Origin of the sequence: Planococcus dechangensis (assembly GCF_042654465.1) — a bacterium.
Lineage (GTDB): Bacteria > Bacillota > Bacilli > Bacillales_A > Planococcaceae > Planococcus > Planococcus dechangensis.
Window position 1 is genome coordinate 246,889 of record NZ_JBHSGL010000005.1, and the last position, 22,071, is coordinate 268,959.

Sequence of the window (22,071 nt, forward strand, 5' to 3'; positions counted from 1 at the left end):
AATAGTTTAGTTTTACAAGGCCGCTCTACTTATCAACACGGAAAGCTTTTACAGAAATCGGTTAATTTCATGAATTAAATAAAGGGATAGTCAGGAATAAAACGAATTTATATAATGATTAGTTTAACAGGTATTGGAAAGATGCCGTGTGCTGTTTCTGTCGTTTGAGATTTGGTGAGGAATAAATCGTATAGTGCAGAAGCCGAATATTTTAAAGGAGTGAAGAACATGGTTGAAAAAGAGTTTACACCGTTTAAGTCTTCTCCGTTGCTTCCGATTTTCGAAAAGTTCTCAGCAGCACGCGATGTTTCACTTGTTTATGGCGATCCGATTGAGATGCAGGGCAGAACCATCATTCCGGTAGCAAAAGTCAGTTACAGCGTCGGTGCAGGAGCGGGCAGCGGCTATGAGCGCGAAGACAAAGACACGGCATCACCGGGATTTGAGGAAATTGAAGGCGGCTTCGGTGAAGGGGCAGGCGGTTCTTTTCAGGTGAAGCCAGTCGGGATATATGATGTCACGGCAGAGAAAACGGTTTACCGGCCGATTGTTCCGGTTGAACTCATTATACTGCTGCCACTCATGATGACCGGCCTCGCATTTCTGATTGCCGGAAGCTACGACAAGTCGAGTCATGGCAACCCCAAAAAAAGAGGCGGGATGGGCAAAGGCAGTCACTGCAAAAACAAAGGACAAGGCATGAAGACGAAGGGCCGAAACCAATAAGAAAAGTCAGCCAGCCATCGTGCTCCTTCAGGTTATAGCCATAGGGCTGCGTTACGTTCAGCCATTATTTGCCGAGGTATAGAGAACAAAATCCATTCAGATGGAAAAGTTTCCGGCTGGATGGATTTTTTGTTAAGTAAAGAGGATAAAATGACTTTAAAGAGAATAACAAGTGAAACAGGGTGAAAGGGGTGGCGGTGATGGATTGGTTGACTGCATTGAGTTGGACATTGAATAGTGTATTGCTGTTGAATGTGGTGCTGGCACTTGTCATCATTTTTAACGAACGGCGGGATGCAGGTTCTTCCTGGGCGTGGCTATTTATTTTATTCTTTTTGCCGGTCATCGGATTTATCGTCTACCTGTTTTTCGGCAGACATTTAAAAGACCGGAATTTCTATAATTTGAGCGAAGACGAACAATCCTACCAAACCCGCCAAGTCAATTCCCAAATCGGCCGAATCCATAGTAAAGAAGCGGAATATGACGAGGAACTGCTGAACAAATATGAGCAATTGCTGGTGATGAACTTGCAATCCTCCCGTTCGCTCGTCAGTTTCTACAACGAAACGCGCGTACTTTATGAAGGCGCACAGAAATTTGATGCGATGATCGAAGATATCGGGACGGCTCAGCAAGAGGTCAATATCCAGTACTACATCATCAAACGGGATGCACTCGGCAAACGGCTGCTGGATGCCTTGCTCGAGCGGGCCAAAGCGGGCGTCAAGATCCGCCTGCTGTATGACGGATTCGGTTCCAGAAGCTTAAAACAAGCGGACTTTAAGGAATTGATCGAATACGGCGGTGAAGTCCAGATCTTTTTCCCGTCGACATTCGGCTTCATCAACTTGCGCGTCAATAACCGCAATCACCGGAAAGTGTGCATCATCGACGGCACGGTCGGCTATATCGGCGGATTCAATGTCGGGACGGAATATTTGGGAGAGGTGGAGAAATTCGGCTATTGGCGTGACGTTCATCTACGCGTGGAAGGCGATGTGGTCCACCACATCCAAGATCGCTTTGTGCTGGACTGGAATTACTCCAATCAGCACAAAAAAAGGGACGATATCTTTTGCTACCCACAGCACGCGATTAAGAGCTTCTCGCCGATGCAAGTCGTCACAAGCGGACCGAACTCCCACACAGAACATTTAAAGAATATGATGATCAAAATGATTTCATCGGCCAAAAGGGACATTTTCATCCAAACGCCTTACTTCATACCGGATAAAAGCTTTATGGACGCTTGCAAGATGGCTTTACTGAGCGGCGTGAACATGCACATCATGATACCGGGCAAGCCGGATCATCCATTTGTTATGTGGGGTTCCTGGTCGCATCTTGGCGAGCTGATTGAATACGGCGCGGATGTCTATTTGTACGATCGCGGTTTCCTTCATTCCAAAACTTTGACCGTTGACGGTGAGATCTCGACTGTTGGAACTACAAACCTTGATGCCCGCAGTTTTCACTTGAATTTCGAAATCAATGCGTTGGTTTTTAATCGGCGTATCGCACTTGAACTCGAGTCGTTGTTCGAGTCGGACACGGCGGACTGCCGCAGGTTGACGAAAGAGCTTTACGCTGAACGCAGCTGGACCATCAAATTGCGAGAAGGTTTTGCCCGTTTGTTAAGCCCAATTCTATAAAAAAACAGGAACCGCTCATGGTTCCTGCTTTTTTTACTCTTCTATAAATTTAGTTAAGAAAAGACGTAACACTAAGTGCGAGGATAATCCGGTAGAATCTGTTATTCATCAACGAAATAAGGTCGGAAAATTTAAAGCAAATGGAAAAAACCAATTTTTTATATGATGCTCTGTAAACTAGGTAAACTGCTCGTTGTCTTAGCGGAGCTCAGCTTCTATCAATCCATCAACATGCACTATGGTTCGCGTCTTCTTTTTTAGTGAAAATAGCAAATAACTATAGGTCAATGCTATAATTTATTTAAGTGTAGATTGTTTTCCTTTACACTTCTTCCTTGTAAATAAATGACGGTGCTCAAAAAAGTGTCTAGAAAGAAGGTGCCTTATGAAAAATAAAATGAATCAGCTTTTTAAGGACGAACGCAGCGTACATGTACTGTATGCATATGATGGAATGGAAAGCTACTTGAAGCAATTAATGAACTACATAGATGAGGGAATATCCGTAGGAGATCGTGTTTTGGTTATTGAAAACGACCGTGTGGCGCGAGGCATCCAAAGAGAACTGAAAGCGAAATTCTCACTCGAACAAATAGAGTTGGTGAACATTGTCAACAGTCTGCATTTCTATTGGTCCAGCGGTAGCTATCATCCGCCAGCCATCCATGAGTATTTCAAGAAAACGGTTCAGCCTTACTTGGAAAAAGAACAAGCCTTCCGTTCTTGGGCCCATGTCGAATGGGAAAGTGTTAAAGAGCCATTGCACCTGATAGAGGATTTTGAAAAGATCGTAGATGCAGCGGTAGATGAGTATTCGTTCCCCCTAATTTGCGCCTATGAAAAACATAAAATGCCAGACCATCTTATAACGATGTTGATGGAAACCCATCCATATATTCTGCAAGAAGATGATTTGATCGCCTCTGAACATTACAAATTAACAAATACGATGAAATAACTAGTCGCAAGGAGCTTCCAGCGGCTATTTTTTTGTTTCAATAACTTTTCAACACTACGACTATTGTAAAATGAAGGAATCCTGTGACAAGAAAAAAAGCTAAACAATTCAAAGAGTTGTCACCAATACATACATCAAATGATTACTCAGCTTGTTTGTTTAAAGGAGTGGTAAGCGATGGAGATCGTTACTGAAAGACTTATCATTACGCCCTGCACGAATGAGTGGGTGCCAAAATTGAAAAAACAAGGCTACGATAACGGTCCAGAAATCAGGAATCACTTAACAGCCTTGGCAAAAGATCAGAGTTTAGCTCATTGGGGAAGTTGGCTGGTTATCAGAAAATCGGATGATGCAATCGTGGGGGACATCGGATTTAAAGGAAAGCCGAATGCAATGAAGCAAGTTGAAGTCGGCTATGGCATGATGGAGCAATATCGCCATAGGGGGTATGCAACCGAAGCGGTGGCAGCACTCATTGATTGGGCAATAACGCTAAAAGAAGTGAATACAGTAATAGCCGAAACAGAAACTGAGAATGCTGGATCCATCCGCGTGATGGTAAAAGTGAAAATGAAAAAAACCATAGAAACACAATCGATGATGTTGTGGGAAAGGTCCAAGGAAATCTAAGAACTTGGGGATTTAGTAAAAAGTAAAGTGAAGGATGAAAGCTAGGAAACTTTGGTTTGGAATACTATAACTGTTCGTAAAAGTGGTGAGGGGATGAAGGACGTTCGTAAAGTGATTTGATATGTTTACGAACGTTCATTTAGGTCGCTTTAAGGGGTTTTTCTAGTGTTCGTAAAGGTGTACTTTTACGAACGCTTTTACTACAACTAATTTATTAATCAATAAAGGAAATATTTAGTAATACCTCGAATCTATTTAAGTAGTATCCCTGTTTTTGGTTAACGACATTAACCAAGTAAAGGATAGGCTGGGTTCAAGGATTGGAGTGAATTAGATGCAGGAACTGGATGATGCATTCGACCTTTTCGATAAAGGAGAATTTCAGCAAGCCGAAAAGATCTATCTTTCATGTTTGAACAGCATACCCGATAAAACCTCTACTTCCTATAAGGCGGCTTTAAATGGTCTTGGCTATGTTAAAAGCTTTCAAGGGCAGTTTGGAAAAGCCACTGCCTACTATCAGGAACTGCTGGAGATTTCCAAGAAGCAATTCAACTTGAAAGAAGAAGCGATGGCTCTCCATCAACTGGGAATGGTCGAGCGAATGGCTGGAAATTATCAACGGGCCTTGGACTTTTTCACTTCTGAAAGTGAAATCTGGACTCGCCATTTCCCTGACTTCTACGTCGGCTTTGCAGCTAATTTTTATGAACGGGGTTCTATCGCGATAAAAGAGAAGAAATACACAGAAGCAACCGTCCTATTGAATCAATCACTGGAATATGCGGTCTTGTCGAAAAGTTTGGTAGCCCAAGGATGTGCGTATAGAGGGATGGGGGAATTGGGAGTAGCGACATCCAAGTTTGATGAAGCAAAAAATGCTTTCCACAAAGCCATCTCAGTATTTAAAGAAGCTGAAGATCGTATTGCTGTAGAAGAAATTCAAAGTTTACTGGAACTGCATGGAGATACGGTATCGAAGGAGGGGCAAGCATAAAATGAACATTAGAAGCGTTCAGGAGGAAGAATTCCAGGTTATATCGGAGTTGTTAATGAACATGGGGAAAGTGGAAACTCAAGGTTTACAAGAACGATTCATAGAAACTGTGCAGAATCCAAGCTATTTGTTTATTGGTGTATTTCGCGGAGGACAAGCGTTAGGTTATGCGATAGCGCAAGACTATGGCTTCCACCTGCGGCTTGGGAAAAAAACCTGTCGATTGCATGATTTATATGTCCTGCCTGAATACAGGAAGGAAGGACTTGCACGTCAGCTGATGGAAGCAACGTTTGATTGGTGCAAATCGGTCAATGCAACGTGGCTGCAATGGAACGCTAGCAAGGAATCGATTCAATTCTATGAAAGGATTGGATGCAAGAGCATAAAATACGATGAAGAAACACCCGAGTTTGAAATTGAATTCACTAAACGATAATATTATATTAGTTAACATATCAACCATTATCGGAAGCTGCAAATATACGAAAGGGAAAAGAGATGATCAAAGCACCTCTTCTCCCTTTTTCGATTTTAGAAATCTGCTTGTACGTACAGTTCCTTCCTAATGAATTCGAAGAATACCTTATTGGTATCGAATTCCTTCTGCTAGTTTTTCTAGTTTTGACCAATCAGTGATAATCAACTGGTGCCGTTCTTTCTGTAGAATTCCTTTTTCCTGAAACTTTTGAATAACCCTATTTAAATGACGAGGTGTTGTCCCTATAAGCGAAGCGATTTCTTCCAAGTTATTGGTTGCGAGTTGTTTCGCAAACTTATCCTCTGTTTTTATCGTACACAAATAACTTGCAAATCGTGTTTCTGCAGAAGCCAACAAGTTTACGCGTGAAGCAGTTGTGCATGTTTGCAGTTTATAGGCCAACTCTTTTAAGAGTAACTGCAAAAATTCAGGTTCAAGGGACAAGGAATGCTTATAATAATCGATTGGGATAAAGAGAAAAGTACATGGCTCCTCCGCATGTACTTCCGATTGAATCGGCACGTTCTGAAAACATTCAATATCTCCGAGAATCGAAAAAGGAGTACAGAAGCGGAGCAAGAGTGACTTTCCTGTGATTTCAGTGGTGGCTACCCGGCATTTTCCTTTTACAAGTAAGTACAATCCATCAATTTGATCGCCCTCGGTTAAAATAATGTCTCCAGCCTTATATGTTTTTAATTGGATGAACTCAACATGGGGGAGAAGCATCTGCAATTCATTATTTTCAATGTAAGTTTGGATTTCAGTAAGTTTCATCAATAGTTCACCTTTTTGGACAGACGTCCTTTTTAGTATAGCAAAGCTTAGGTAAGATAGAGGTGAGGTGACTAATTATGCAATTTGTATTCGATCTTGATGGAACCATTTGTTTTAAAGGCCAACCTTTAACCCAAGAAATTTGTGCTGCTTTGGATGAGTGCCAGGCAATGGGACACGAAATCATCTTTTCATCTGCGAGACCGATACGTGACTTATTGCCTGTGCTGCCGGAAAAATATTACCGGTTAAGAATGGTCGGTGGAAACGGGGCTTTTCGAAATGCGGATGGCTCAATCGAAGTAAACAGTTTTGACAAGAGTACTTGCAAGCAACTTTTCCATATTATTGATACGCACCAGCTAACGTATTTGATTGATAGCAGCTGGGATTACAGCTATACCGGAGAACAGACCCATCCGATCTATCAAAACATCGATCCGTTGAAGAGTGCAAAAAACGTGCCGATTGATTTGCTGGAAAATGTAGTGAAAATGGTTCTTTTCACAAGCAATGACGAGATACAGAAAAGCTTGGAAGCCCTTCCTCTGAACCTGCATCTGCACCAAAATGAAGGAATACTTGATTTGAGTCCTGAAGGCATTGATAAATGGGCTGGGCTACAGCAACTGGGAGTCAAAGAAAATGAGTTTATTGCCTTTGGTAATGACTCAAATGACATCTGCATGTTTGAAGCTGCCAAAGAAAGCATATGCATTGGTAATCATCCGGTTGCCAAAGAACATGCGACCAAACAAATCACAGAGGATCAAGTGGCAAAAATGATTTTGTCTATGAGTGAAAAGTATCTTACGCAACAGATTGACGTTAATTAGTTTAAGTAAAAAATTAATTAAACTTTCAAACACAGCTCAATTAGAAAAAATATCTATAGATTGCCAGTTTACATATGACCCCTTATCGGAAGTCCATAATAGCGAAAAGAGAAGGTACTGGTCCCGAGTATCTTCTCTTTTTCGTTTGTGTAAGTGTAATTTCACGAACACTTCTATGATTATCGATAAGAAAGATTTACTTCGTTAAATATTAAAAGTTATCAATGATTACTTAATCATGGCGCTTTAATTTTCTTGAAATATCTAGAAATAAAAAAATGTGAGTAGGAAGAACTTTATTTAGGAAAACCCATTTATTTACTTTAATGTATACTATAATTAAATTGATAGAAGTACATTTAAACTAATTCCATTCGAAGGAGTAGCCTGTGAAAAAAATTAAAATTGTATTTCTTAGTTTAACAATATTTGTTTTCTTTTCTTTCCTTCTAGTTTTAGGTGGGAGCTTTTTTCTTTACAAAGTCATAGCAGAAGAACAACCAGATATAAACCTTACATACATCGAAGCAATGGCAGCGATAGTAACTCGAAGTCCTGAAGGAAAACTAAAAAACCAGATCAAAGATTCTTACTTACAAGAAGATTATAAACACGTTTCAATTTATCATGAAAAGGATTTCTCTGAACTTCTGCCAATAACAAAAGAAACGTTAGACTTAGCTTTCGTGAAAACCGAAGCATTGTTCGGCAAAACATATCAAGAACCGATTGACTTTCTTGTATTCCAAGATAGCGAAGAGATGTCGAAGTTGTCTGGGGTAGAAGGTGGTGCTGGATTTTATTCAGCAGAGGATAAGCTGTTAGCCATACATTATCTTGATAAGGACCTTATATTAAAAAGAGAGAATTACCCTTTATACATGTTTCAGGGAGTCATTCTTCACGAATATACTCACTACGCTTTTGCTCAAAAGGCTAAAGATTTAAATATTTACCCGCTTTGGTTTCAAGAAGGTGTTGCTGAATATATTGAAGCCGAAGATCAAGGAGCACCTTTGCCTGAATCTGAAAGTATTCCTTTTGCTCACTTAACAACCTATGAACAATGGGCTGAAGCGAGGTACATAGAGTCAACCAACAATTATGCACAGAGTTATTATGCAATTGAATACTTAATAGAGGAATACGGGGAAGAGATTATCAACAAAATAATGAATTCGGCAAATAAAACCAAAGACTTCGAGAAAAGTTTTAAAGAAATAACGGGGTTAACAATTAACGAATTAGATAAAGTGTACTTAAAATTTTATATAGAATGAAGCAAATTAAATATTTTAAGGAATTTCTAATCTGTTTGGTTTACATATTGCAGGATTATCGGAAGAAGGTTTATCGATAGTCTAGATAAAATTTATCAGTTTCTAAGTTATTATACCGTTATTTAATCATTATTTTTGAAAGACGGTATAATTTTTTCAGGAGTGACTAACGTGTGGAGTTGGTCTAAAAGATGAAAAAAGTTATGCTGGTGAGGAAAGAACGACTGTGTATATAATGAAAAGAAAATAGAGTTCGATCCAATTCATAAAGGTGCTTATGTCTTGAACATAAGTTAAAAGGGAAACCGGTTGAATTCCGGTGCGGTCCCGCCACTGTAAGTGAGAGCCATCTGCAAAAAGCCGCTGAAGCGATGCTTCAGGAAGGTTCAGAATGCGATGATCACGAGCCAGAAAACCTGCCTTTGTGTGGATGCCCATTCGCTTGCGAGGACAAGCTGGAAGCACGCCTTTTTTTGTGCTGTTTTTCCTCAATTCCTCGCGGCTCGTGGGGGATTTTTCTATTTTGACGAGTGGAGGGAAAAGTATGCCAGCAGTTTCCATTATGGTTCAAGGAACAGCTTCTGACGTGGGGAAAAGCTTGATTTGTACAGCGCTATGCCGAATTTTTTCAGACGATGGATTTCGGGTAGCTCCGTTTAAATCCCAGAACATGGCGCTGAATTCTTTTGTGACAGAAGCAGCAGGCGAAATCGGCAGGGCGCAGGGCGTTCAAGCAGAAGCAGCCCGTATTCCGGCGACTTTTGACATGAATCCGATTTTGCTCAAGCCAAAGCAGGACATGGTGTCAGAAGTCATCGTCCATGGCCGGCACTTTATGGACATGAATGCAAAAACCTATCGCGACGACTTCTTGCAGCAAGTGATGCCGGCGGTCGAGCAGTCGATGCGCAGGCTGCAGCAAGATTTTGACGTACTGGTGCTCGAAGGTGCCGGAAGTCCCGCAGAAATCAACTTGAAGGATAAAGACATTGCCAATATGCGAATGGCCCACTTGGCAGATGCCGCCGTCATTTTAGTTGTGGATATCGACAAGGGCGGTGCTTTCGCTTCTATCGTCGGAACCCTTGCGTTGCTCGATGAATCAGAAAGAATACGTGTAAAAGGAATTGTCATCAACAAATTCCGCGGCATGCGCGAGCTGCTCGATGATGGCATTGACTGGCTGGAGAAAGAAACAGGCATTCCGGTGCTTGGGGTCTTGCCTTATCTCGATGTCCAAATCGATGCAGAAGATTCTCTCGCACTATCATCGTTGCGGTTTAAAAAACCGAAGCCAGGAGAGTTTGCAATAGACATAGCCGTCATCCGGCTCCCTCGAATCTCGAATTTTACAGATATAGACCCGTTTTTTGATGAACCGGAAACTGGCGTTCGTCTGGTTGGAAAAGTCGAAGAACTCGGTACACCAGACCTTCTGATCATTCCCGGAACCAAAAACACATTGGCTGATGCTGCATGGCTCATGGAAACCGGGTTCGATGGTGCGATTCAAAAGCTGCGCGAGCACGGAACAAAGATTTTCGGTGTTTGCGGAGGCTTTCAATTGCTTGGGGAATCACTCGTAGATAATGAGGCAGTCGACGGGGAAGGTGGAGTGGCAAGGGGCCTTTCATTACTGCCGGTCGACACGGTGTTTGTCGGGGATAAGAAAACGGTTTTAATGACCGGCAAGCAAGTAAAAGACGGACAGGTGCTGACAGGCTACGAAATCCATTTGGGAAGATCGACCATCTACGGGGAAGCTATCCCATTTATGCAGCTATCGGACGGCCGGATGGACGGGGCAGTAAGTCCAGATGGAGAAGTGATCGGTACCTATCTTCACGGCATTTTTCATAACCGGAAATTCACACGTGAACTGGTCAATGAATTGCGTGTCAAAAAAGGATTGGACCTGTTGGAAGACAATGTGAAACCCGATGCCCAGCGAAGGGAAGAAGCATATGATTTTCTAGCGGAGCAAGTTCGCAGCCATATGAACATCGCAGCGGTTTACCAACTACTCGGCTTGGCGGCTGACGCGGTCCACGAAAGCAAAGTGTAAGATGATAATGTGTTTTTTCAATACCGCTGGAAAACAGCGGATTATAAAGAACAACAAGCCGAACTTCTTATTGAAGTTCGGCTTTTGCATTTGCGTGATCGACAAAATGAACTCCACACTGTATCCCACAATTCAAGTTGAAGATTCGCAAGTTTTCTAATGATCTAGGCAGTGGATGAATTGACCCATCCGTCTTACGATTTTTTTATATTCAGGTTGGCCAATAACATATTACACACGATAAAAACTAGGCACGTTAAAATACTGAAGTAATTCAAGTCCTGTATCGACAGTAATCTGCTTTGAGCCAAATATAAAATGCCTCCTGGTGACAACTGAATGATGAGATGGTTAAACCCTGATATGACGATAAAGAAAATAGACACCAAAATTGTCGTGATGGCTATCAGGATGGGGCTCTTAAGGTAGGTGCTGATTAGAATAGTTAAGCTCACAACATATAAAATCCAAAGGCTGTAAAAAATCAAGAATAGCATGAAATTTGTCAAAGAGTAAGAGCCGAATAAAAATACCGTGTACCCATAAGAAACCGTTGCGCCGATGGATATGCAGAACATGCTGATCAACCAATGGCTTGCCAGCTTGGATAAAAGGTAGGAGCGCAGTGAGACGGGGCGCGTCAAAATAAAGTCCTGCATGCCGCTGTTGCGATCGGATGCGATCAGCCCCATGAAACTGATGATTAAAATGATGAGTCCGATTTGATTGAACTGGCCGGAAACAGTGGACAGGAGAACTTCAGCTGCGTTCGGTACTGCCCGGTTCGGATCGATGGTAATCCCCTCTGCACCGCCAAGATTTTCGAGGATGACGTCCATGTATTTATTGATCAATGGTTGGGTAACGCCGAGGATGACGAATAATAGCGTTAACCAGATGAACTTAAATTCTTTCGAGGCTTCCAATAATTCTGTGCGCATTAATGTAGTAAAGTTTGTCATGTGTCCGACACCATCTCCAGGAAAACTTCCTCGATTCCTTTTTCATAAAACTCGATGGACATGATATCCAGCTCTTTTGCAGTTAAGTCATTGACAAGGTTTTTCAAATCCAGTTGTTCAGTCCCAGTTAAAAGGAATGCGGTAGGCGAAAGGCTTTCGATAAGCGCCACACCAGTATCTGCCCACGTGAAGCATGCTGGTGGAATCTCCGCTGTCTTCACCAAAACTTGCCTGCGGTCTGCATGCTGTAAGTGGCTGTCGATATTTCCGATAATCGTGCCATCTTTGATGACGAGGTAACGATCGCAAAATTCACTGGCATCATCCAAAATATGCGTGGAAATGATGATGGTCGTGTGCTTCTTCAATCGGGCGATTAATTTTTTCATTTCGTTTCGGCCAATCGGATCCAAAGCCGAGACCGGTTCATCCAAAATCAGCAATAGCGGCTTGTGCAAAATGGCCTGGGCGATTCCGAGCCGCTGCTTCATGCCGCCGGATAATTGCTCTACTTTATAGCCCTCTTTATCCTTCAGCCCGATTTCCTCCAACACTGCGGGGATAGCATCATTTAAAAATGCCGCATCCAAGCCCGACAATTTCCCGAAGAAACGAAGCGATTCCCCGCAGCTCATCCACGGCTTGAAGTCCGTGTGTTGGGACAAATAGCCAATGTGTTGCTTATGCTGCGCAATGGGCTTGGAATGGAAAGTGATGTCTCCTTGTTCATACTGCAAGACACCAGTCATGCATTTGATGAGTGTCGTTTTTCCGGCACCGTTTGGCCCCAACAAGCCAATGCATTCGCCCTGTGCAACCGTAAAAGAGACATCGCTCAAAATTTTTCGTTTTTTGATCGTTTTATGAAGCTTCTCGACTGTAATCATGTCGGATGACCTTCCTTCCGATGACCAGATACAAGATCGGGCCTAATGATTGGAATAATAAGATGGCAGCGAGCCATACATACGGTGCCGCAATCCGATCTTTCCGCTTAAACCAGTCGTATAACGCGATGCCGATAAGCAATAAGTTGAAAATGACAATGGGTACCACGAACGGAAGGATTTGCGCCCAATCGATTTCCAGTAAAGCAGTAATATCTGTATTCATTTTATCACCCTTTCTGTTATCATTATCAATAATGATAACAGAAACGTCAACTACTTTATTTCGGTTCGGGATTTTCCGTACAAATCCCTTGGCTGGATAGTCATTTGACGGAAGTTGGTAAAACGCCGGAAAGAATATATAATAGCTAACTAAGCGCACACAAAAAGGGGACATTGCAAATGGAATTTGATTTATTTAAAAACCAGGTCAGATTTAAAATAGCTTTGGAATTAATAGATGTCGATGAAGGGTTATCGATTCTGCAGTTGAATAAAATACTGAAAGAAGTACCGCAAGCCACATTGTACAGGCATATGAATGCCATGCTGGAGGATGATTTGCTGAAAATTGTCGGCATAAACCGCAGCGGGAAAGTGGAAGAGAAGTTATATGCTTTGAATACACAAGCGTACAAAGTCAGCCAGGAAGATTGGCAGTCGGCTACTTATAGCGAGAGAATCCGATTTATCACGTACTATTTCATGTACATCATCCAAAATTATAAAAACTATCATGAACGCATTGTTGGCGAACAAGCTCAAGATCAATCGACATTTTCTTTCGTGAAGCTGAATTTAACTGATGATTCGTTTGACGATTTTCAGTCTGAGCTGAGCACATTAATGAAAAAATACTATGCCGTGGGCGAATCAGAAGATGCAACTGATCGTACGGTTTCGGTGGTCATCATACCGTGATGATCTGCTTTAACGAATAAATCTTGATTGCCTATAAAAGAGAGGAAATGGCTTCCCACAGCCCATTTCCTCTCTTTTTCTCTATATAAACGGGGTTACCTGAACTTTGAGAATGAGTGCCTGTGAACGGAACGGCTAGTCTATGAAGGGCGGATGGGTGACTTGAGATGATGAATGAGGTGGATTGGAAAAGGGATAATAAGGAAAAAGTCGAAATACTATATAGATAAACAGCGGCACAAGCTGATAAGCCAGTCACCAAGTGTCAGTTGCTTGCACAACTATTCGACAAGAGTTAAGGATGGATCGACAGTCCCATGCAAAGGAGACGATCTTTTTGCGGAAATACGTGCTGGATTTTCAAGAATTGGAGAAAAGCGATTTGTTGCTGGTGGGTGGAAAAAGCTTGAATTTGGCGGAGCTCGAAAAAGCGCCAGGGATTCGGGTGCCCTCCGTATTTTGTATTACAACCGATGCATTCAAGCACATGGTTAATGATCATCCGGTTATGGATGAATGGCTGGAGCAATTGGCAGAACTCCAGTCGACGGATTTGGAAAAGATCCGATTGATCAGCGGAAATCTGAGAACTACCATCGAAAACACAGAGATCCCCGGAGAGATCATTCAGGACATCGCGGACTCTTTTGAGAAGCTGGGAAGCCAGTTAAGTTATGCGGTCAGGACAAATTGTTAGGCGCCACTAACCGGATGTTCTAACAATGGAACAAACGCTGCTGTCAGGAGGAGATCTATTGAAGAATCATCGTTTATTATTGATCATCACCGGTATCGTTGCATTGCTTTTCATAGCGTCCTTAACGTATAGCATGCTAAGTGATCAAGATCTATATAATTACCATACCGGATTGGGCTCAAGCATTTCTGTTTCGCCTGACGATATGACGCTGGTGTTTTCATATTATGAAAACGGAAGTGAAGCTATTTATCAGGGCAGCGTGCAAGGTGGTGCGGTGGAGAAAGTGACAGATCCGGCCAACGAAGATCATCGCAGGCCCCAATTGTCACCGGACGGGGAAGGCCTCGTTTATTTGGCGGCAGACAATGATGGGGTGCAGTCACTTCAGTTTAAGAGCAATGTCAGCGCCGATAGATCTGAACGTTTGACCGGAACGGATGCACATGTTGTGGACGCCGCTTTTTCGCCGGACGGCCGCACCATTTATTACATCGCCATGCCATCGGAAGATTTTTTAAAGCCGGAGGGGGGAAAAGAAAATGGGGCAGACCTGTTTTCTGTCCCTACAGAAGGCGGAGAGCCTGTGAAACTTACCGATAAAGACTCTTTTGCAATGGACGGACTGACCGCCTCCGCTGATGGCAATACGCTTTATTACACGGAATTTGACGGAGTGCAAGGGCTGATGGCGTATTCAATCGCTGAAGGGACAGAAACCGCTGCTTTGCAAGGAGCGCTGCGAGGAGATGTGTATCAGCTGGTGTTCTCACCCGTTCAAGAACTGCTGGCGTATACAGCGGTTTCGGAAAGTTCCTTTGACAGTGGTTCAACCTATGAATACGAATTGTTTTTGCTTAAGACAGCGACAAGCGAAACAAACAAACTGACAGATTTTCGTGCTTTTGTAACTTCGCCGTCATTTTTCCATCAGGACAACCGCATTGCTTTTTTGTCGCAGCCGAATTGGCCTGATCAGCCAGAGGACTTTGAGCTCATGACGGTCAATTATGATAGTGGAGAAATAGCCTCCGTGCGGCTGGATTTGCCTGAAACGACTCGCGGATTTCAGCCAGCCATTCTCGCTTATTGGGTCACGACCCCGGTAGCGATTACGGGCTTGTATCTGTTGCTGTTCGGCCTGTTGACGGTCTACTCGCGACGGGTGTGGAACAAAGCCTATGTTCCGGCAATCATCAGTGCGATTTTAAGCGGCATCGCCGTCGCTGGCAGTTTTGCAGCGGCCAGCTTCGATCCATGGATTGGCATCGGTGTCTTTATGCTGGCGGCTGGAATGGCTGCTTGCACAGCGGTGATTTTTGTCTTTGCTTTACTTTATTCAAATCTGGCGAAAAGAAAGCGTAGGAACAATCGAAAGGGTGCTCTAAAATCACGATTCTTGTTTGATAGAAATGGGTGATCCGGATGAAAAGCGCAGTTCGCCAGATTTGAGGCTTTCTGCGTTTTTTTTTGAGTTAAAAGCCATAGTGGCGTGGATGAAAATACAGACCATTATCGAAAAGAGAGGATCATTGATTGCGACATGGTAATCTTTTACTGATTAACCAAAAATAATTGAAACGTTTTAAGGGGCTGCTTTCTCTAATAGTCAAAGGAGGTTGAAGTGAATGCAGCATGATGAAGAAATGATTTCAGCGGCGATCCAAGGAGACCGTATGGCCCTTCAGCAATTGTTAAAATCGCAAAAAGAAAGCTTGTATCGAATGGCTTATACATATGTGAATAACGAAGAAGATGCGTTGGAGATTTTTCAACAAACCGTTCTTCAAGCCATTGAATCTGTTCATCAAGTGAAAGAACCATTGTATTTCTCAACTTGGTTGACCCGCATTTGCATAAACAAGGCTTTGGCGCATTTAAAGAAAAACAAGAAGCTGGTGTTGATGGACGCAGTGGAGCAGCGGAAAATAGATAATGAGTTGAATGTTGATGTCGCCGAAAATTTGGATCTTGCGAATGCTTTAAGTTTACTGCCTGAAAAACATAAAACCGCTTTGATGTTGAGGTATTACCAGGACTTTACCGTTAAGCAGATTGCCGTGATTATGGAATGCCCTGAAGGCACAGTGAAAACACTGATTCACCGCGGGCTGGCATTGATGAAAAAAGATTTGAAGGGAGTGTATGCAGATGAACGGCAACGAGAATTCAATTAAAAAGGCGATGGAGCATATCAAAATACCAGAAAATCGTTTGGAGGCTATTATTGACAATGCATTTTTTGAAACTTGTGCTCCCAAGAACAAAAAACGGCGTAACTGGTTGATTCCGGCGATCGCGGCATCCTTATTGTTTGTCGGTTTGTTTACTGCAACTCTTTCTACTTCTACAGTTTTTGCTAATTATATGACACAAGTGCCTGTCATCGGGAATGTATTTTCAATTTTTGCAGAAGAAGAAGAGGGGTTATTGCAGTATGAGCGCTTTAGCGAAAAAGTGAAATTGTCCCAATCCAGCAATGGCGTAACCATTTCTATTGATCAAGCGGTATATGACGGCACGAATGTTACTTTTACTTATACTGTTTTCGCGGATAGGGATTTGGATGAATCAACACGCATTACAGGTTTCCCTGAATTGCTTGAAGCCGAGGGCGTGAATGCATCGATGGATTGGAAATTGACAGAAGATGGCTTGGTCGGCATCAATACCATTCCTCATCTCGACGGTGAGGCAGCTCAAGTCAATGTGCTGTGGGAGCCAAAGAGCCTCTATACCGAAAATGGAGAAATTGAAGGCGACTGGAAATTCGAGTTTGCTGTTGATCAATTGAAGAAAGATCCTATTATGCTCAATGAGATTAATACAGAAGGCGGTGTGTCCATTCACTTCACAGAAGTGACTTTTACAGATATTGCTGTGAATATCGCCTATCAACAATTGGTGGATCCAGCTTTATTGGAGGTGTGGGAAAACGTTGAGGTTGAACTAATAGCCGGAGATAATTTGGGGAATGTCTACCGAGTACCTCATAATGGAGGGGCGGCCTATGGAGGAGCGATTACCCAGGAGGACATCTTCTGGACAGCCACAATGAGAGGACTTGATCCTTTGGCCACCTCATTGACGTTTTATCCATTCGGCCACGTCAGCCGCTTGGAGGAGGGGAAAGATCCAGAGTTTATTCGCATAGAGTTTGACGCGCTGGAAATCAATATGCTCGAAGGAAGCTATCGAATTATAGAAGATCCGGTGTTCCCGGTTTTTGAAGAGCCAGAAGAGGAAGAGTAAAAGGACAAAACCCGCGACGGTTAACACACCGTGGCGGGTTTTGCCGTGTGGAGGCTAATGGTTTATAGAAGTAACGACGCCCAACAACTGGACTCATTGAAACCTGAAAAGTCTTTTACTTTAACAAATTTCATCTGAAATTAACAAGCCGATTGCTTCCAGTTGCATATCTCATCCAATGGGTTTATATTAAATGAGCCCTCAATAAATGAGGGGTCAATTAAATACCTTTCGAAATAAGAAGTGAAAAAGGAGCAATTTAGTGTGAATACTTTACAAAACCAGAAAACCAATGATTTCAATGAAATCGTCAATGGACGCCGTTCCATTAAGCAATACGATCCGACAGTCAAAATCAGCCGCGAGGAAATGACGGAAATCCTCGAACAGGCAGCCAAAGCGCCATCTTCCATCAATATGCAGCCGTGGCGTTTCCTCGTCATCGACAGCGACGAAGGAAAAGAAAAGCTTGCGCCGCTTGCTTCATTCAACTTGGACAAAGTGATGAGCTCATCTGCGGTGATTGCGGTATTCGGCGACCGGAAAAACTACGAATATGCAGAAGAAATTTATGGAAAAGCCGTAGAACATGGCTATATGCCAGAAGATGTGAAGGATTTCCAACTCGGATACTTCAAACCTTTATATGAAGGCATGTCTGATGAGCAGATGAAAGACATCGTGCTATTGGACTCAGGCCTTGTCTCCATGCAATTGATGCTTGTTGCCCGTGCATTCGGCTATGACACCAACCCGATCGGTGGCTACGACAAGGAAAAAATCGCGGAAACATTCGGCATGGACAAAGAGCGCTATGTGCCAGTCATGCTCCTTACGATCGGTAAAGCCGCAAACGAAGGCTTCCAGTCGTACCGCTTGCCGGTCGATACGATCACGACTTGGAGCTAAGCTAGCCGACCTTGAGTATCCAAGATTTATGTATTATATTTGACTGGTCAATGAATAGTGGGCACAGCTATCAATTGACTTCATCGATTATTTAGGAGGTCTTTCTATGCCGTGTTCATTTTCAAAGCAGGAACAAGTGCTGCACCAGTTTAAGGGCCTGACCAATCAGATCAGCCCCAAGTTTGAGCGCTGCACAGGCATCAGTGCCTCGCGCTTTGAACTATTGTCCCAACTGTATAAAGTGGATGAAATCAACCAGTCGACGCTCCAGAAATTGGTCAATATCGACGGCGCCGCGATTACGCGCCATTTGAAGCAACTCGAAGCGAGTGGAATGGTCACAAAACGCAGAAATCCACAGGACAACCGCGTGATTTTTGTCAGCCTGACCGATGAAGGCCGCGAGCGCATCATCGAATACCGGAAAGAGAATATGGGCTTCGTCAAACAAATGCTCCACGACTTCACTACTGAGGAAGTGGATGCGCTTAGTGATATGCTCAAACGCATGCAAGACAATATCGTTGATTATTAAAAAATATAAATTAAAGGATGGCGAAATCACATGATGATTATTCACGCACATTTGCAAGTGAAACCTGAGCAGCAACAAGCCTTTTTAAACGAAAGTAAAACTCTGATAGAAGCATCCCGTAAAGAACAAGGCAATATCCAATACGATTTGATGAAATCGGTCGAGCATGAGGGTCATTTCACAATGGTTGAAGTATGGAAAGATGCGCAAGCGATCGAAGCCCATAACTCAAGCGAGCATTTCACGGCATTCTCCAAAAAAGCGACTGGGTTCATGAGCGCACCGATCGAACTCAAAGTCTATAGCGGTGAAGCTGTCCCAATGTAAGGAAATCTCGTTTGTTCAAGCGAGATGCCAGACAGAGCTTGAACATATTCGTCAACTATGACAAGATAGTCTTTGAAAGACAAATGCAAATTTCATAAAACACATGTGGGGGAATCGGTGTTGCCGATTGAGAGAATATCCGTGAGATATTGACCCTTGGAACCTGAACTGGCTAATACCAGCGGAGGGAACATATTCAAATCGGTCTATTCTGCGATGATATGCGCCCAAGGTTTCTCTAACCTTGGGCGCTTTTTTGTATCCGCAATTGGATATGTCCCCTGACTCAGCTCCTGAAATCATCTTTTATGAATTCATTCAGAGGGGGAAATAATATGAAGAAATGGACGTTTGTCATCGTACCGGTGTTGTTGATGGCAGCATGCACAGACGAAGCGGAAAACACGGCAAGTGATGTGGCCAATGAACAACAAGGCTTGAAAGAGGTGACGATGGTCTTGGATTGGACGCCGAATACCAACCATACCGGTTTATACGTGGCACAGCAAAATGGTTATTTTGAAGCACAAGGGCTCGATGTCGAAATCATCTTGCCGGGTGAAGCGGGCGCCAATCAATTGGTAGCTGCCAACCAGGCGGAATTTGGCATCGGCGCACAGGAAAGTTTGACGGAAGCGAGAGTCCAAGGCATTCCAATTGTCTCCATCGCGGCGCTTATCCAACACAATACATCCGGGTTTGCATCGCCTAAATCTAAAGGCATCGAGTCGCCGAGTGATTACGAAGGAAAAACTTACGGCGGATGGGGGGCACCGGTCGAAAAAGCGGTGCTCGGGTCTATCATGGAGCAAGACAGCGCAGATGTAGAAAGAGTGGACATCGTCAATATCGGCAATAGCGACTTTTTCACTGCCGTCGAGCGCGACATCGATTTCGCCTGGATCTACTATGGCTGGACGGGGATTGAAGCGGAACTGCGCGGCGATGAATTGAACATGCAGTATTTGATGGATCTCTCGGACAAACTGGATTATTACACCCCGATCCTGATGACCAATGAAAACATGATTGCAGAAGATCCGGAAACGGTTCGGGCATTCACGAAAGCGGTGTCCCAAGGCTATGAATTCGCCATCGATGAGCCGGAACAAGCAGCGGACATCCTCATCGAGTCAGTACCGGATTTGGACCCGGAGCTGGTGAAAGCGAGCCAAGAGTGGTTGTCGCCGAAATATCAGGACGATGCCACAAGATTCGGCGAACAGCAAGAGCAAGTTTGGGCGGATTACGCTGCCTGGATGTTCGACAATGGCTTGCTGGACGAGGAACTGGATGTCGAGCAGGCATACACCAATGAATTTTTACCGGAGGAGGAAAGCTGATGGGCAATGCACTATTGAGTATTCAAATCATCCCGAAAACGAAAAATGGGGAAGACGTGATTCCGTATGTGGACAAAGCGATCGCCGTTATTGAAAAGTCAGGCGTGAAGTACCAAGTCAATCCATTGGAGACGACAATGGAAGGAGATCTGGCGCAGTTGTTTTCAATCGTCGAGGAAATGAACGAGGCGATGATTGAAGGCGGCAGTTCGAACGTCATCTCACAAATCAAAGTGCTGTATCAGCCGAGCGGCGCATCGATGGATAAATTGACGGAGAAATACCGGCCGTGATGATTGTGCGAAAGGGATGGAGACCAGTTTTGGTCCTCATCCTTTTATTGATCATCTGGCAATTGCTAGTGCCGATTTTTGAAGTGCCGGACTGGCTGCTTCCAACACCTTATCAAATCGGGCTGGAAGCGGTAAACAGTTGGCCATACTATAGCGGGCATTTATTTGCCACGATTCGTTTGTCGATCCTCGGCTTTTTCATCGGATCGTCGATCGGGCTTGGCGTCGCGATGATCCTCCATCTCGTGCCGAAACTGCGGGAGACCTTTTATCCTTTGCTGATTTTATCGCAAAATATCCCGATTATCGTTTTGGCGCCGCTGTTGGTCATTTGGTTCGGCTTCGGCTTGCTGCCGAAACTGATCATCATCATTCTCGTATGCTTTTTCCCGATCACCATCGCCGCCCTCGATGGGTTTAGGCAGACAAGCGGTGAATTGCTGCATTATATGAAAATGGCCGGAGCTGACAGACACCAGATTTTTTGGAAGCTCGAATGGCCGCATGCGATGCCGTCGATCTTCTCAGGCTTGAAAATTGCGGCGACCTATAGCGTCATGGGCGCCGTCATTTCCGAATGGCTCGGGGCGCAGGAAGGCATCGGCGTCTATATGACGCTGGCCTCTTCGTCATTCCGAACGACGCAAGTATTTGTCGCGATCCTGTTGATCATGTGTTTGAGCATGATATTTTTTGCGGCGATCGTGTTATTGGAAAAGCGGGTCATCCGCTGGAAAACGATCAGGGGAGGAAATGCGAATGGCTGAATTGGTGATTGAGCAATTGACTAAAAGCTTCGACGGGGCTGAAGTATTGAAAGAGCTGTCGCTGCAAATCCAGGAAGAAGAATTTGTCGCCGTGCTCGGCCCTTCCGGCAGCGGCAAAAGCACATTGTTTCATTTGATCGGTGGACTTTACGAACCGGATACAGGTGCCATCCGGTTGAGTGGCGAGAACATCAACGGCCAAAAAGGCTCCGTCAGCTATATGCCGCAAAGCCCGTCACTGCTTCCTTGGCGCACCGTGCTGGACAATGTGTTGTTAGGGGCTGAGATCGCCGGTCGCAAAGATCAGCAAGCGGCGGTGCAAATGATGGAGAAAGCAGGACTGTCAGGATACGAGCAATCGTATCCGTATCAATTATCGGGCGGGATGAAGCAGCGTGCAGCCTTTATCCGCAGCCTCCTGAGCCCACAGCCGCTCATCTTGCTGGATGAGCCGTTTTCGGCATTGGATGAATTTACCCGCTCTGAAATGCAAAAATGGCTGCTTGATATTTGGCATCAGAATAAGAGGTCGATTCTCTTTGTCACACATAATATAGAGGAAGCGGTATTTTTAGCAGACCGAATTCTGGTGCTATCAGAAAAACCAGCGAATGTGATTGCCGAGTTCCAAGTGGATTTCCCAAGGCCAAGGGAAGCAAGCATCACTTTGACGGAAGAGTTCCTTCGATTTAAAAGGGACATATACAAAGTGTTGAAAAAACATGAGTAAAAAAAGCTGGAACCGGTAAAGGTTCCAGCTTTTTTGC

At 43.8% G+C, this 22,071-nt stretch carries 25 protein-coding genes and 2 riboswitches; of the genes, 21 read left to right on the forward strand and 4 right to left on the reverse strand.

Features of this window, described 5'->3' with window-relative positions; genetic code table 11:
- The first annotated feature begins 228 nt into the window (after positions 1-228).
- The 6 genes from ACFO5U_RS04255 to ACFO5U_RS04280 all read left to right on the forward strand — a co-directional run bounded on the left by ACFO5U_RS04255 (position 229) and on the right by ACFO5U_RS04280 (position 5,408).
- Positions 229-726, forward strand: coding sequence for a GerW family sporulation protein (locus tag ACFO5U_RS04255; protein WP_377276978.1), 498 nt, complete (start codon positions 229-231; stop codon positions 724-726).
- 200 nt (positions 727-926) lie between these two features.
- Entirely contained in the window at positions 927-2,381 is a 1,455-nt protein-coding gene (cls, locus tag ACFO5U_RS04260; RefSeq protein WP_377276980.1) for a cardiolipin synthase, read from the forward strand.
- 385 nt (positions 2,382-2,766) lie between these two features.
- Complete coding sequence (locus ACFO5U_RS04265) at positions 2,767-3,339, forward strand: MEDS domain-containing protein (protein ID WP_377276981.1); 573 nt, start codon at positions 2,767-2,769, stop codon at positions 3,337-3,339.
- A 177-nt stretch (positions 3,340-3,516) separates the two neighbouring features.
- Complete coding sequence (locus ACFO5U_RS04270; RefSeq protein ID WP_377276982.1) at positions 3,517-3,972, forward strand: GNAT family N-acetyltransferase; 456 nt, start codon at positions 3,517-3,519, stop codon at positions 3,970-3,972.
- A 334-nt stretch (positions 3,973-4,306) separates the two neighbouring features.
- Positions 4,307-4,969 carry a tetratricopeptide repeat protein gene (locus ACFO5U_RS04275; RefSeq protein ID WP_377276983.1) on the forward strand — a complete coding sequence of 221 codons (663 nt, stop codon included), beginning with the start codon at positions 4,307-4,309 and terminating at the stop codon, positions 4,967-4,969.
- 1 nt (position 4,970) lies between these two features.
- Complete coding sequence (locus tag ACFO5U_RS04280) at positions 4,971-5,408, forward strand: GNAT family N-acetyltransferase (protein ID WP_377276985.1); 438 nt, start codon at positions 4,971-4,973, stop codon at positions 5,406-5,408.
- Positions 5,409-5,555: 147 nt separating this feature from the next.
- Here the strand turns inward: ACFO5U_RS04280 and ACFO5U_RS04285 are convergent, their stop codons facing one another.
- Positions 5,556-6,227, reverse strand: coding sequence for a Crp/Fnr family transcriptional regulator (locus tag ACFO5U_RS04285; RefSeq protein WP_377276987.1), 672 nt, complete (start codon positions 6,225-6,227; stop codon positions 5,556-5,558).
- 77 nt (positions 6,228-6,304) lie between these two features.
- Here ACFO5U_RS04285 and ACFO5U_RS04290 point away from each other — a divergent pair, with 77 nt between their 5' ends.
- From ACFO5U_RS04290 to ACFO5U_RS04300, 3 genes are all read left to right on the forward strand, one after another.
- Entirely contained in the window at positions 6,305-7,063 is a 759-nt protein-coding gene (locus ACFO5U_RS04290; protein WP_377276989.1) for an HAD-IIB family hydrolase, read from the forward strand.
- A 389-nt stretch (positions 7,064-7,452) separates the two neighbouring features.
- On the forward strand, positions 7,453-8,343 hold the full coding sequence (locus tag ACFO5U_RS04295) for a peptidase MA family metallohydrolase (RefSeq protein ID WP_377276991.1): 891 nt from the start codon (positions 7,453-7,455) through the stop codon (positions 8,341-8,343).
- A gap of 252 nt (positions 8,344-8,595) precedes the next feature.
- Positions 8,596-8,781: riboswitch (cobalamin riboswitch) on the forward strand.
- Between the two features lie 106 nt (positions 8,782-8,887).
- Positions 8,888-10,408, forward strand: coding sequence for a cobyric acid synthase (locus ACFO5U_RS04300; RefSeq protein WP_377276992.1), 1,521 nt, complete (start codon positions 8,888-8,890; stop codon positions 10,406-10,408).
- A 194-nt stretch (positions 10,409-10,602) separates the two neighbouring features.
- On the opposite strand, the gene ACFO5U_RS04305 is transcribed toward ACFO5U_RS04300, so the two are convergent.
- Genes ACFO5U_RS04305 through ACFO5U_RS04315 form a run of 3 tightly spaced genes read right to left on the reverse strand, consistent with a single transcriptional unit; the run spans position 10,603 to position 12,483 of the window.
- The gene (locus tag ACFO5U_RS04305) at positions 10,603-11,370 is read right to left on the reverse strand and encodes an ABC transporter permease (RefSeq protein ID WP_377276994.1); all 768 of its coding nucleotides are present in this window, start codon (positions 11,368-11,370) and stop codon (positions 10,603-10,605) included.
- Positions 11,367-12,257 (reverse strand): ABC transporter ATP-binding protein, encoded by an 891-nt coding sequence (locus ACFO5U_RS04310; protein WP_377276996.1) that lies wholly within the window; start codon positions 12,255-12,257, stop codon positions 11,367-11,369. Before ACFO5U_RS04310 ends, ACFO5U_RS04305 begins: the two co-directional genes overlap by 4 nt.
- On the reverse strand, positions 12,232-12,483 hold the full coding sequence (locus tag ACFO5U_RS04315) for a PLDc N-terminal domain-containing protein (protein ID WP_377276998.1): 252 nt from the start codon (positions 12,481-12,483) through the stop codon (positions 12,232-12,234). Before ACFO5U_RS04315 ends, ACFO5U_RS04310 begins: the two co-directional genes overlap by 26 nt.
- 179 nt (positions 12,484-12,662) lie before the next feature.
- Here ACFO5U_RS04315 and ACFO5U_RS04320 point away from each other — a divergent pair, with 179 nt between their 5' ends.
- From ACFO5U_RS04320 to ACFO5U_RS04375, 12 genes are all read left to right on the forward strand, one after another.
- A complete protein-coding gene (locus ACFO5U_RS04320) occupies positions 12,663-13,181 on the forward strand; it encodes a transcriptional regulator (RefSeq protein ID WP_377277000.1) in 519 nt (172 codons plus the stop codon).
- A 301-nt stretch (positions 13,182-13,482) separates the two neighbouring features.
- Entirely contained in the window at positions 13,483-13,878 is a 396-nt protein-coding gene (locus ACFO5U_RS04325; protein WP_377277001.1) for a PEP/pyruvate-binding domain-containing protein, read from the forward strand.
- Positions 13,879-13,936: 58 nt separating this feature from the next.
- Positions 13,937-15,298, forward strand: a complete 1,362-nt coding sequence (locus tag ACFO5U_RS04330) for a TolB-like translocation protein (protein ID WP_377277003.1) — start codon at positions 13,937-13,939, stop codon at positions 15,296-15,298.
- Positions 15,299-15,506: 208 nt separating this feature from the next.
- Positions 15,507-16,055 (forward strand): sigma-70 family RNA polymerase sigma factor, encoded by a 549-nt coding sequence (locus ACFO5U_RS04335; RefSeq protein WP_377277005.1) that lies wholly within the window; start codon positions 15,507-15,509, stop codon positions 16,053-16,055.
- Positions 16,030-17,130, forward strand: a complete 1,101-nt coding sequence (locus tag ACFO5U_RS04340) for a DUF4179 domain-containing protein (RefSeq protein ID WP_377277007.1) — start codon at positions 16,030-16,032, stop codon at positions 17,128-17,130. The genes ACFO5U_RS04335 and ACFO5U_RS04340 overlap by 26 nt, the downstream gene beginning before the upstream one ends.
- Before the next feature lie 264 nt (positions 17,131-17,394).
- Complete coding sequence (locus ACFO5U_RS04345) at positions 17,395-18,039, forward strand: nitroreductase family protein (RefSeq protein WP_377277009.1); 645 nt, start codon at positions 17,395-17,397, stop codon at positions 18,037-18,039.
- Positions 18,040-18,145: 106 nt separating this feature from the next.
- Positions 18,146-18,574, forward strand: a complete 429-nt coding sequence (locus tag ACFO5U_RS04350) for a MarR family winged helix-turn-helix transcriptional regulator (RefSeq protein ID WP_377277011.1) — start codon at positions 18,146-18,148, stop codon at positions 18,572-18,574.
- A gap of 30 nt (positions 18,575-18,604) precedes the next feature.
- A complete protein-coding gene (locus tag ACFO5U_RS04355) occupies positions 18,605-18,901 on the forward strand; it encodes a putative quinol monooxygenase (protein WP_377277013.1) in 297 nt (98 codons plus the stop codon).
- A 97-nt stretch (positions 18,902-18,998) separates the two neighbouring features.
- Positions 18,999-19,108: riboswitch (TPP riboswitch) on the forward strand.
- 128 nt (positions 19,109-19,236) lie between these two features.
- A complete protein-coding gene (locus tag ACFO5U_RS04360; RefSeq protein ID WP_377277015.1) occupies positions 19,237-20,244 on the forward strand; it encodes an ABC transporter substrate-binding protein in 1,008 nt (335 codons plus the stop codon).
- Entirely contained in the window at positions 20,244-20,537 is a 294-nt protein-coding gene (locus ACFO5U_RS04365; RefSeq protein ID WP_377277017.1) for a thiamine-binding protein, read from the forward strand. Before ACFO5U_RS04360 ends, ACFO5U_RS04365 begins: the two co-directional genes overlap by 1 nt.
- On the forward strand, positions 20,537-21,304 hold the full coding sequence (locus ACFO5U_RS04370) for an ABC transporter permease (protein ID WP_377279454.1): 768 nt from the start codon (positions 20,537-20,539) through the stop codon (positions 21,302-21,304). The genes ACFO5U_RS04365 and ACFO5U_RS04370 overlap by 1 nt, the downstream gene beginning before the upstream one ends.
- Entirely contained in the window at positions 21,297-22,034 is a 738-nt protein-coding gene (locus tag ACFO5U_RS04375; RefSeq protein ID WP_377277019.1) for an ABC transporter ATP-binding protein, read from the forward strand. The genes ACFO5U_RS04370 and ACFO5U_RS04375 overlap by 8 nt, the downstream gene beginning before the upstream one ends.
- Positions 22,035-22,071 lie beyond the last annotated feature (37 nt).

Excerpts from the sequence above, each read along its gene's own strand:
- ACFO5U_RS04255 (WP_377276978.1), top strand. The coding sequence starts at position 229 with ATGGTTGAAAAAGAGTTTACACCGTTTAAGTCTTCTCCGTTGCTTCCG.
- cls (WP_377276980.1), top strand. The coding sequence starts at position 927 with ATGGATTGGTTGACTGCATTGAGTTGGACATTGAATAGTGTATTGCTG.
- ACFO5U_RS04265 (WP_377276981.1), top strand. The coding sequence starts at position 2,767 with ATGAAAAATAAAATGAATCAGCTTTTTAAGGACGAACGCAGCGTACAT.
- ACFO5U_RS04270 (WP_377276982.1), top strand. The coding sequence starts at position 3,517 with ATGGAGATCGTTACTGAAAGACTTATCATTACGCCCTGCACGAATGAG.
- ACFO5U_RS04275 (WP_377276983.1), top strand. The coding sequence starts at position 4,307 with ATGCAGGAACTGGATGATGCATTCGACCTTTTCGATAAAGGAGAATTT.
- ACFO5U_RS04280 (WP_377276985.1), top strand. The coding sequence starts at position 4,971 with ATGAACATTAGAAGCGTTCAGGAGGAAGAATTCCAGGTTATATCGGAG.
- ACFO5U_RS04285 (WP_377276987.1), bottom strand. The coding sequence starts at position 6,227 with ATGAAACTTACTGAAATCCAAACTTACATTGAAAATAATGAATTGCAG.
- ACFO5U_RS04290 (WP_377276989.1), top strand. The coding sequence starts at position 6,305 with ATGCAATTTGTATTCGATCTTGATGGAACCATTTGTTTTAAAGGCCAA.
- ACFO5U_RS04300 (WP_377276992.1), top strand. The coding sequence starts at position 8,888 with ATGCCAGCAGTTTCCATTATGGTTCAAGGAACAGCTTCTGACGTGGGG.
- ACFO5U_RS04305 (WP_377276994.1), bottom strand. The coding sequence starts at position 11,370 with ATGACAAACTTTACTACATTAATGCGCACAGAATTATTGGAAGCCTCG.
- ACFO5U_RS04310 (WP_377276996.1), bottom strand. The coding sequence starts at position 12,257 with ATGATTACAGTCGAGAAGCTTCATAAAACGATCAAAAAACGAAAAATT.
- ACFO5U_RS04315 (WP_377276998.1), bottom strand. The coding sequence starts at position 12,483 with ATGAATACAGATATTACTGCTTTACTGGAAATCGATTGGGCGCAAATC.
- ACFO5U_RS04320 (WP_377277000.1), top strand. The coding sequence starts at position 12,663 with ATGGAATTTGATTTATTTAAAAACCAGGTCAGATTTAAAATAGCTTTG.
- ACFO5U_RS04325 (WP_377277001.1), top strand. The coding sequence starts at position 13,483 with ATGGATCGACAGTCCCATGCAAAGGAGACGATCTTTTTGCGGAAATAC.
- ACFO5U_RS04335 (WP_377277005.1), top strand. The coding sequence starts at position 15,507 with ATGCAGCATGATGAAGAAATGATTTCAGCGGCGATCCAAGGAGACCGT.
- ACFO5U_RS04340 (WP_377277007.1), top strand. The coding sequence starts at position 16,030 with ATGAACGGCAACGAGAATTCAATTAAAAAGGCGATGGAGCATATCAAA.
- ACFO5U_RS04350 (WP_377277011.1), top strand. The coding sequence starts at position 18,146 with ATGCCGTGTTCATTTTCAAAGCAGGAACAAGTGCTGCACCAGTTTAAG.
- ACFO5U_RS04355 (WP_377277013.1), top strand. The coding sequence starts at position 18,605 with ATGATGATTATTCACGCACATTTGCAAGTGAAACCTGAGCAGCAACAA.
- ACFO5U_RS04360 (WP_377277015.1), top strand. The coding sequence starts at position 19,237 with ATGAAGAAATGGACGTTTGTCATCGTACCGGTGTTGTTGATGGCAGCA.
- ACFO5U_RS04365 (WP_377277017.1), top strand. The coding sequence starts at position 20,244 with ATGGGCAATGCACTATTGAGTATTCAAATCATCCCGAAAACGAAAAAT.
- ACFO5U_RS04370 (WP_377279454.1), top strand. The coding sequence starts at position 20,537 with ATGATTGTGCGAAAGGGATGGAGACCAGTTTTGGTCCTCATCCTTTTA.
- ACFO5U_RS04375 (WP_377277019.1), top strand. The coding sequence starts at position 21,297 with ATGGCTGAATTGGTGATTGAGCAATTGACTAAAAGCTTCGACGGGGCT.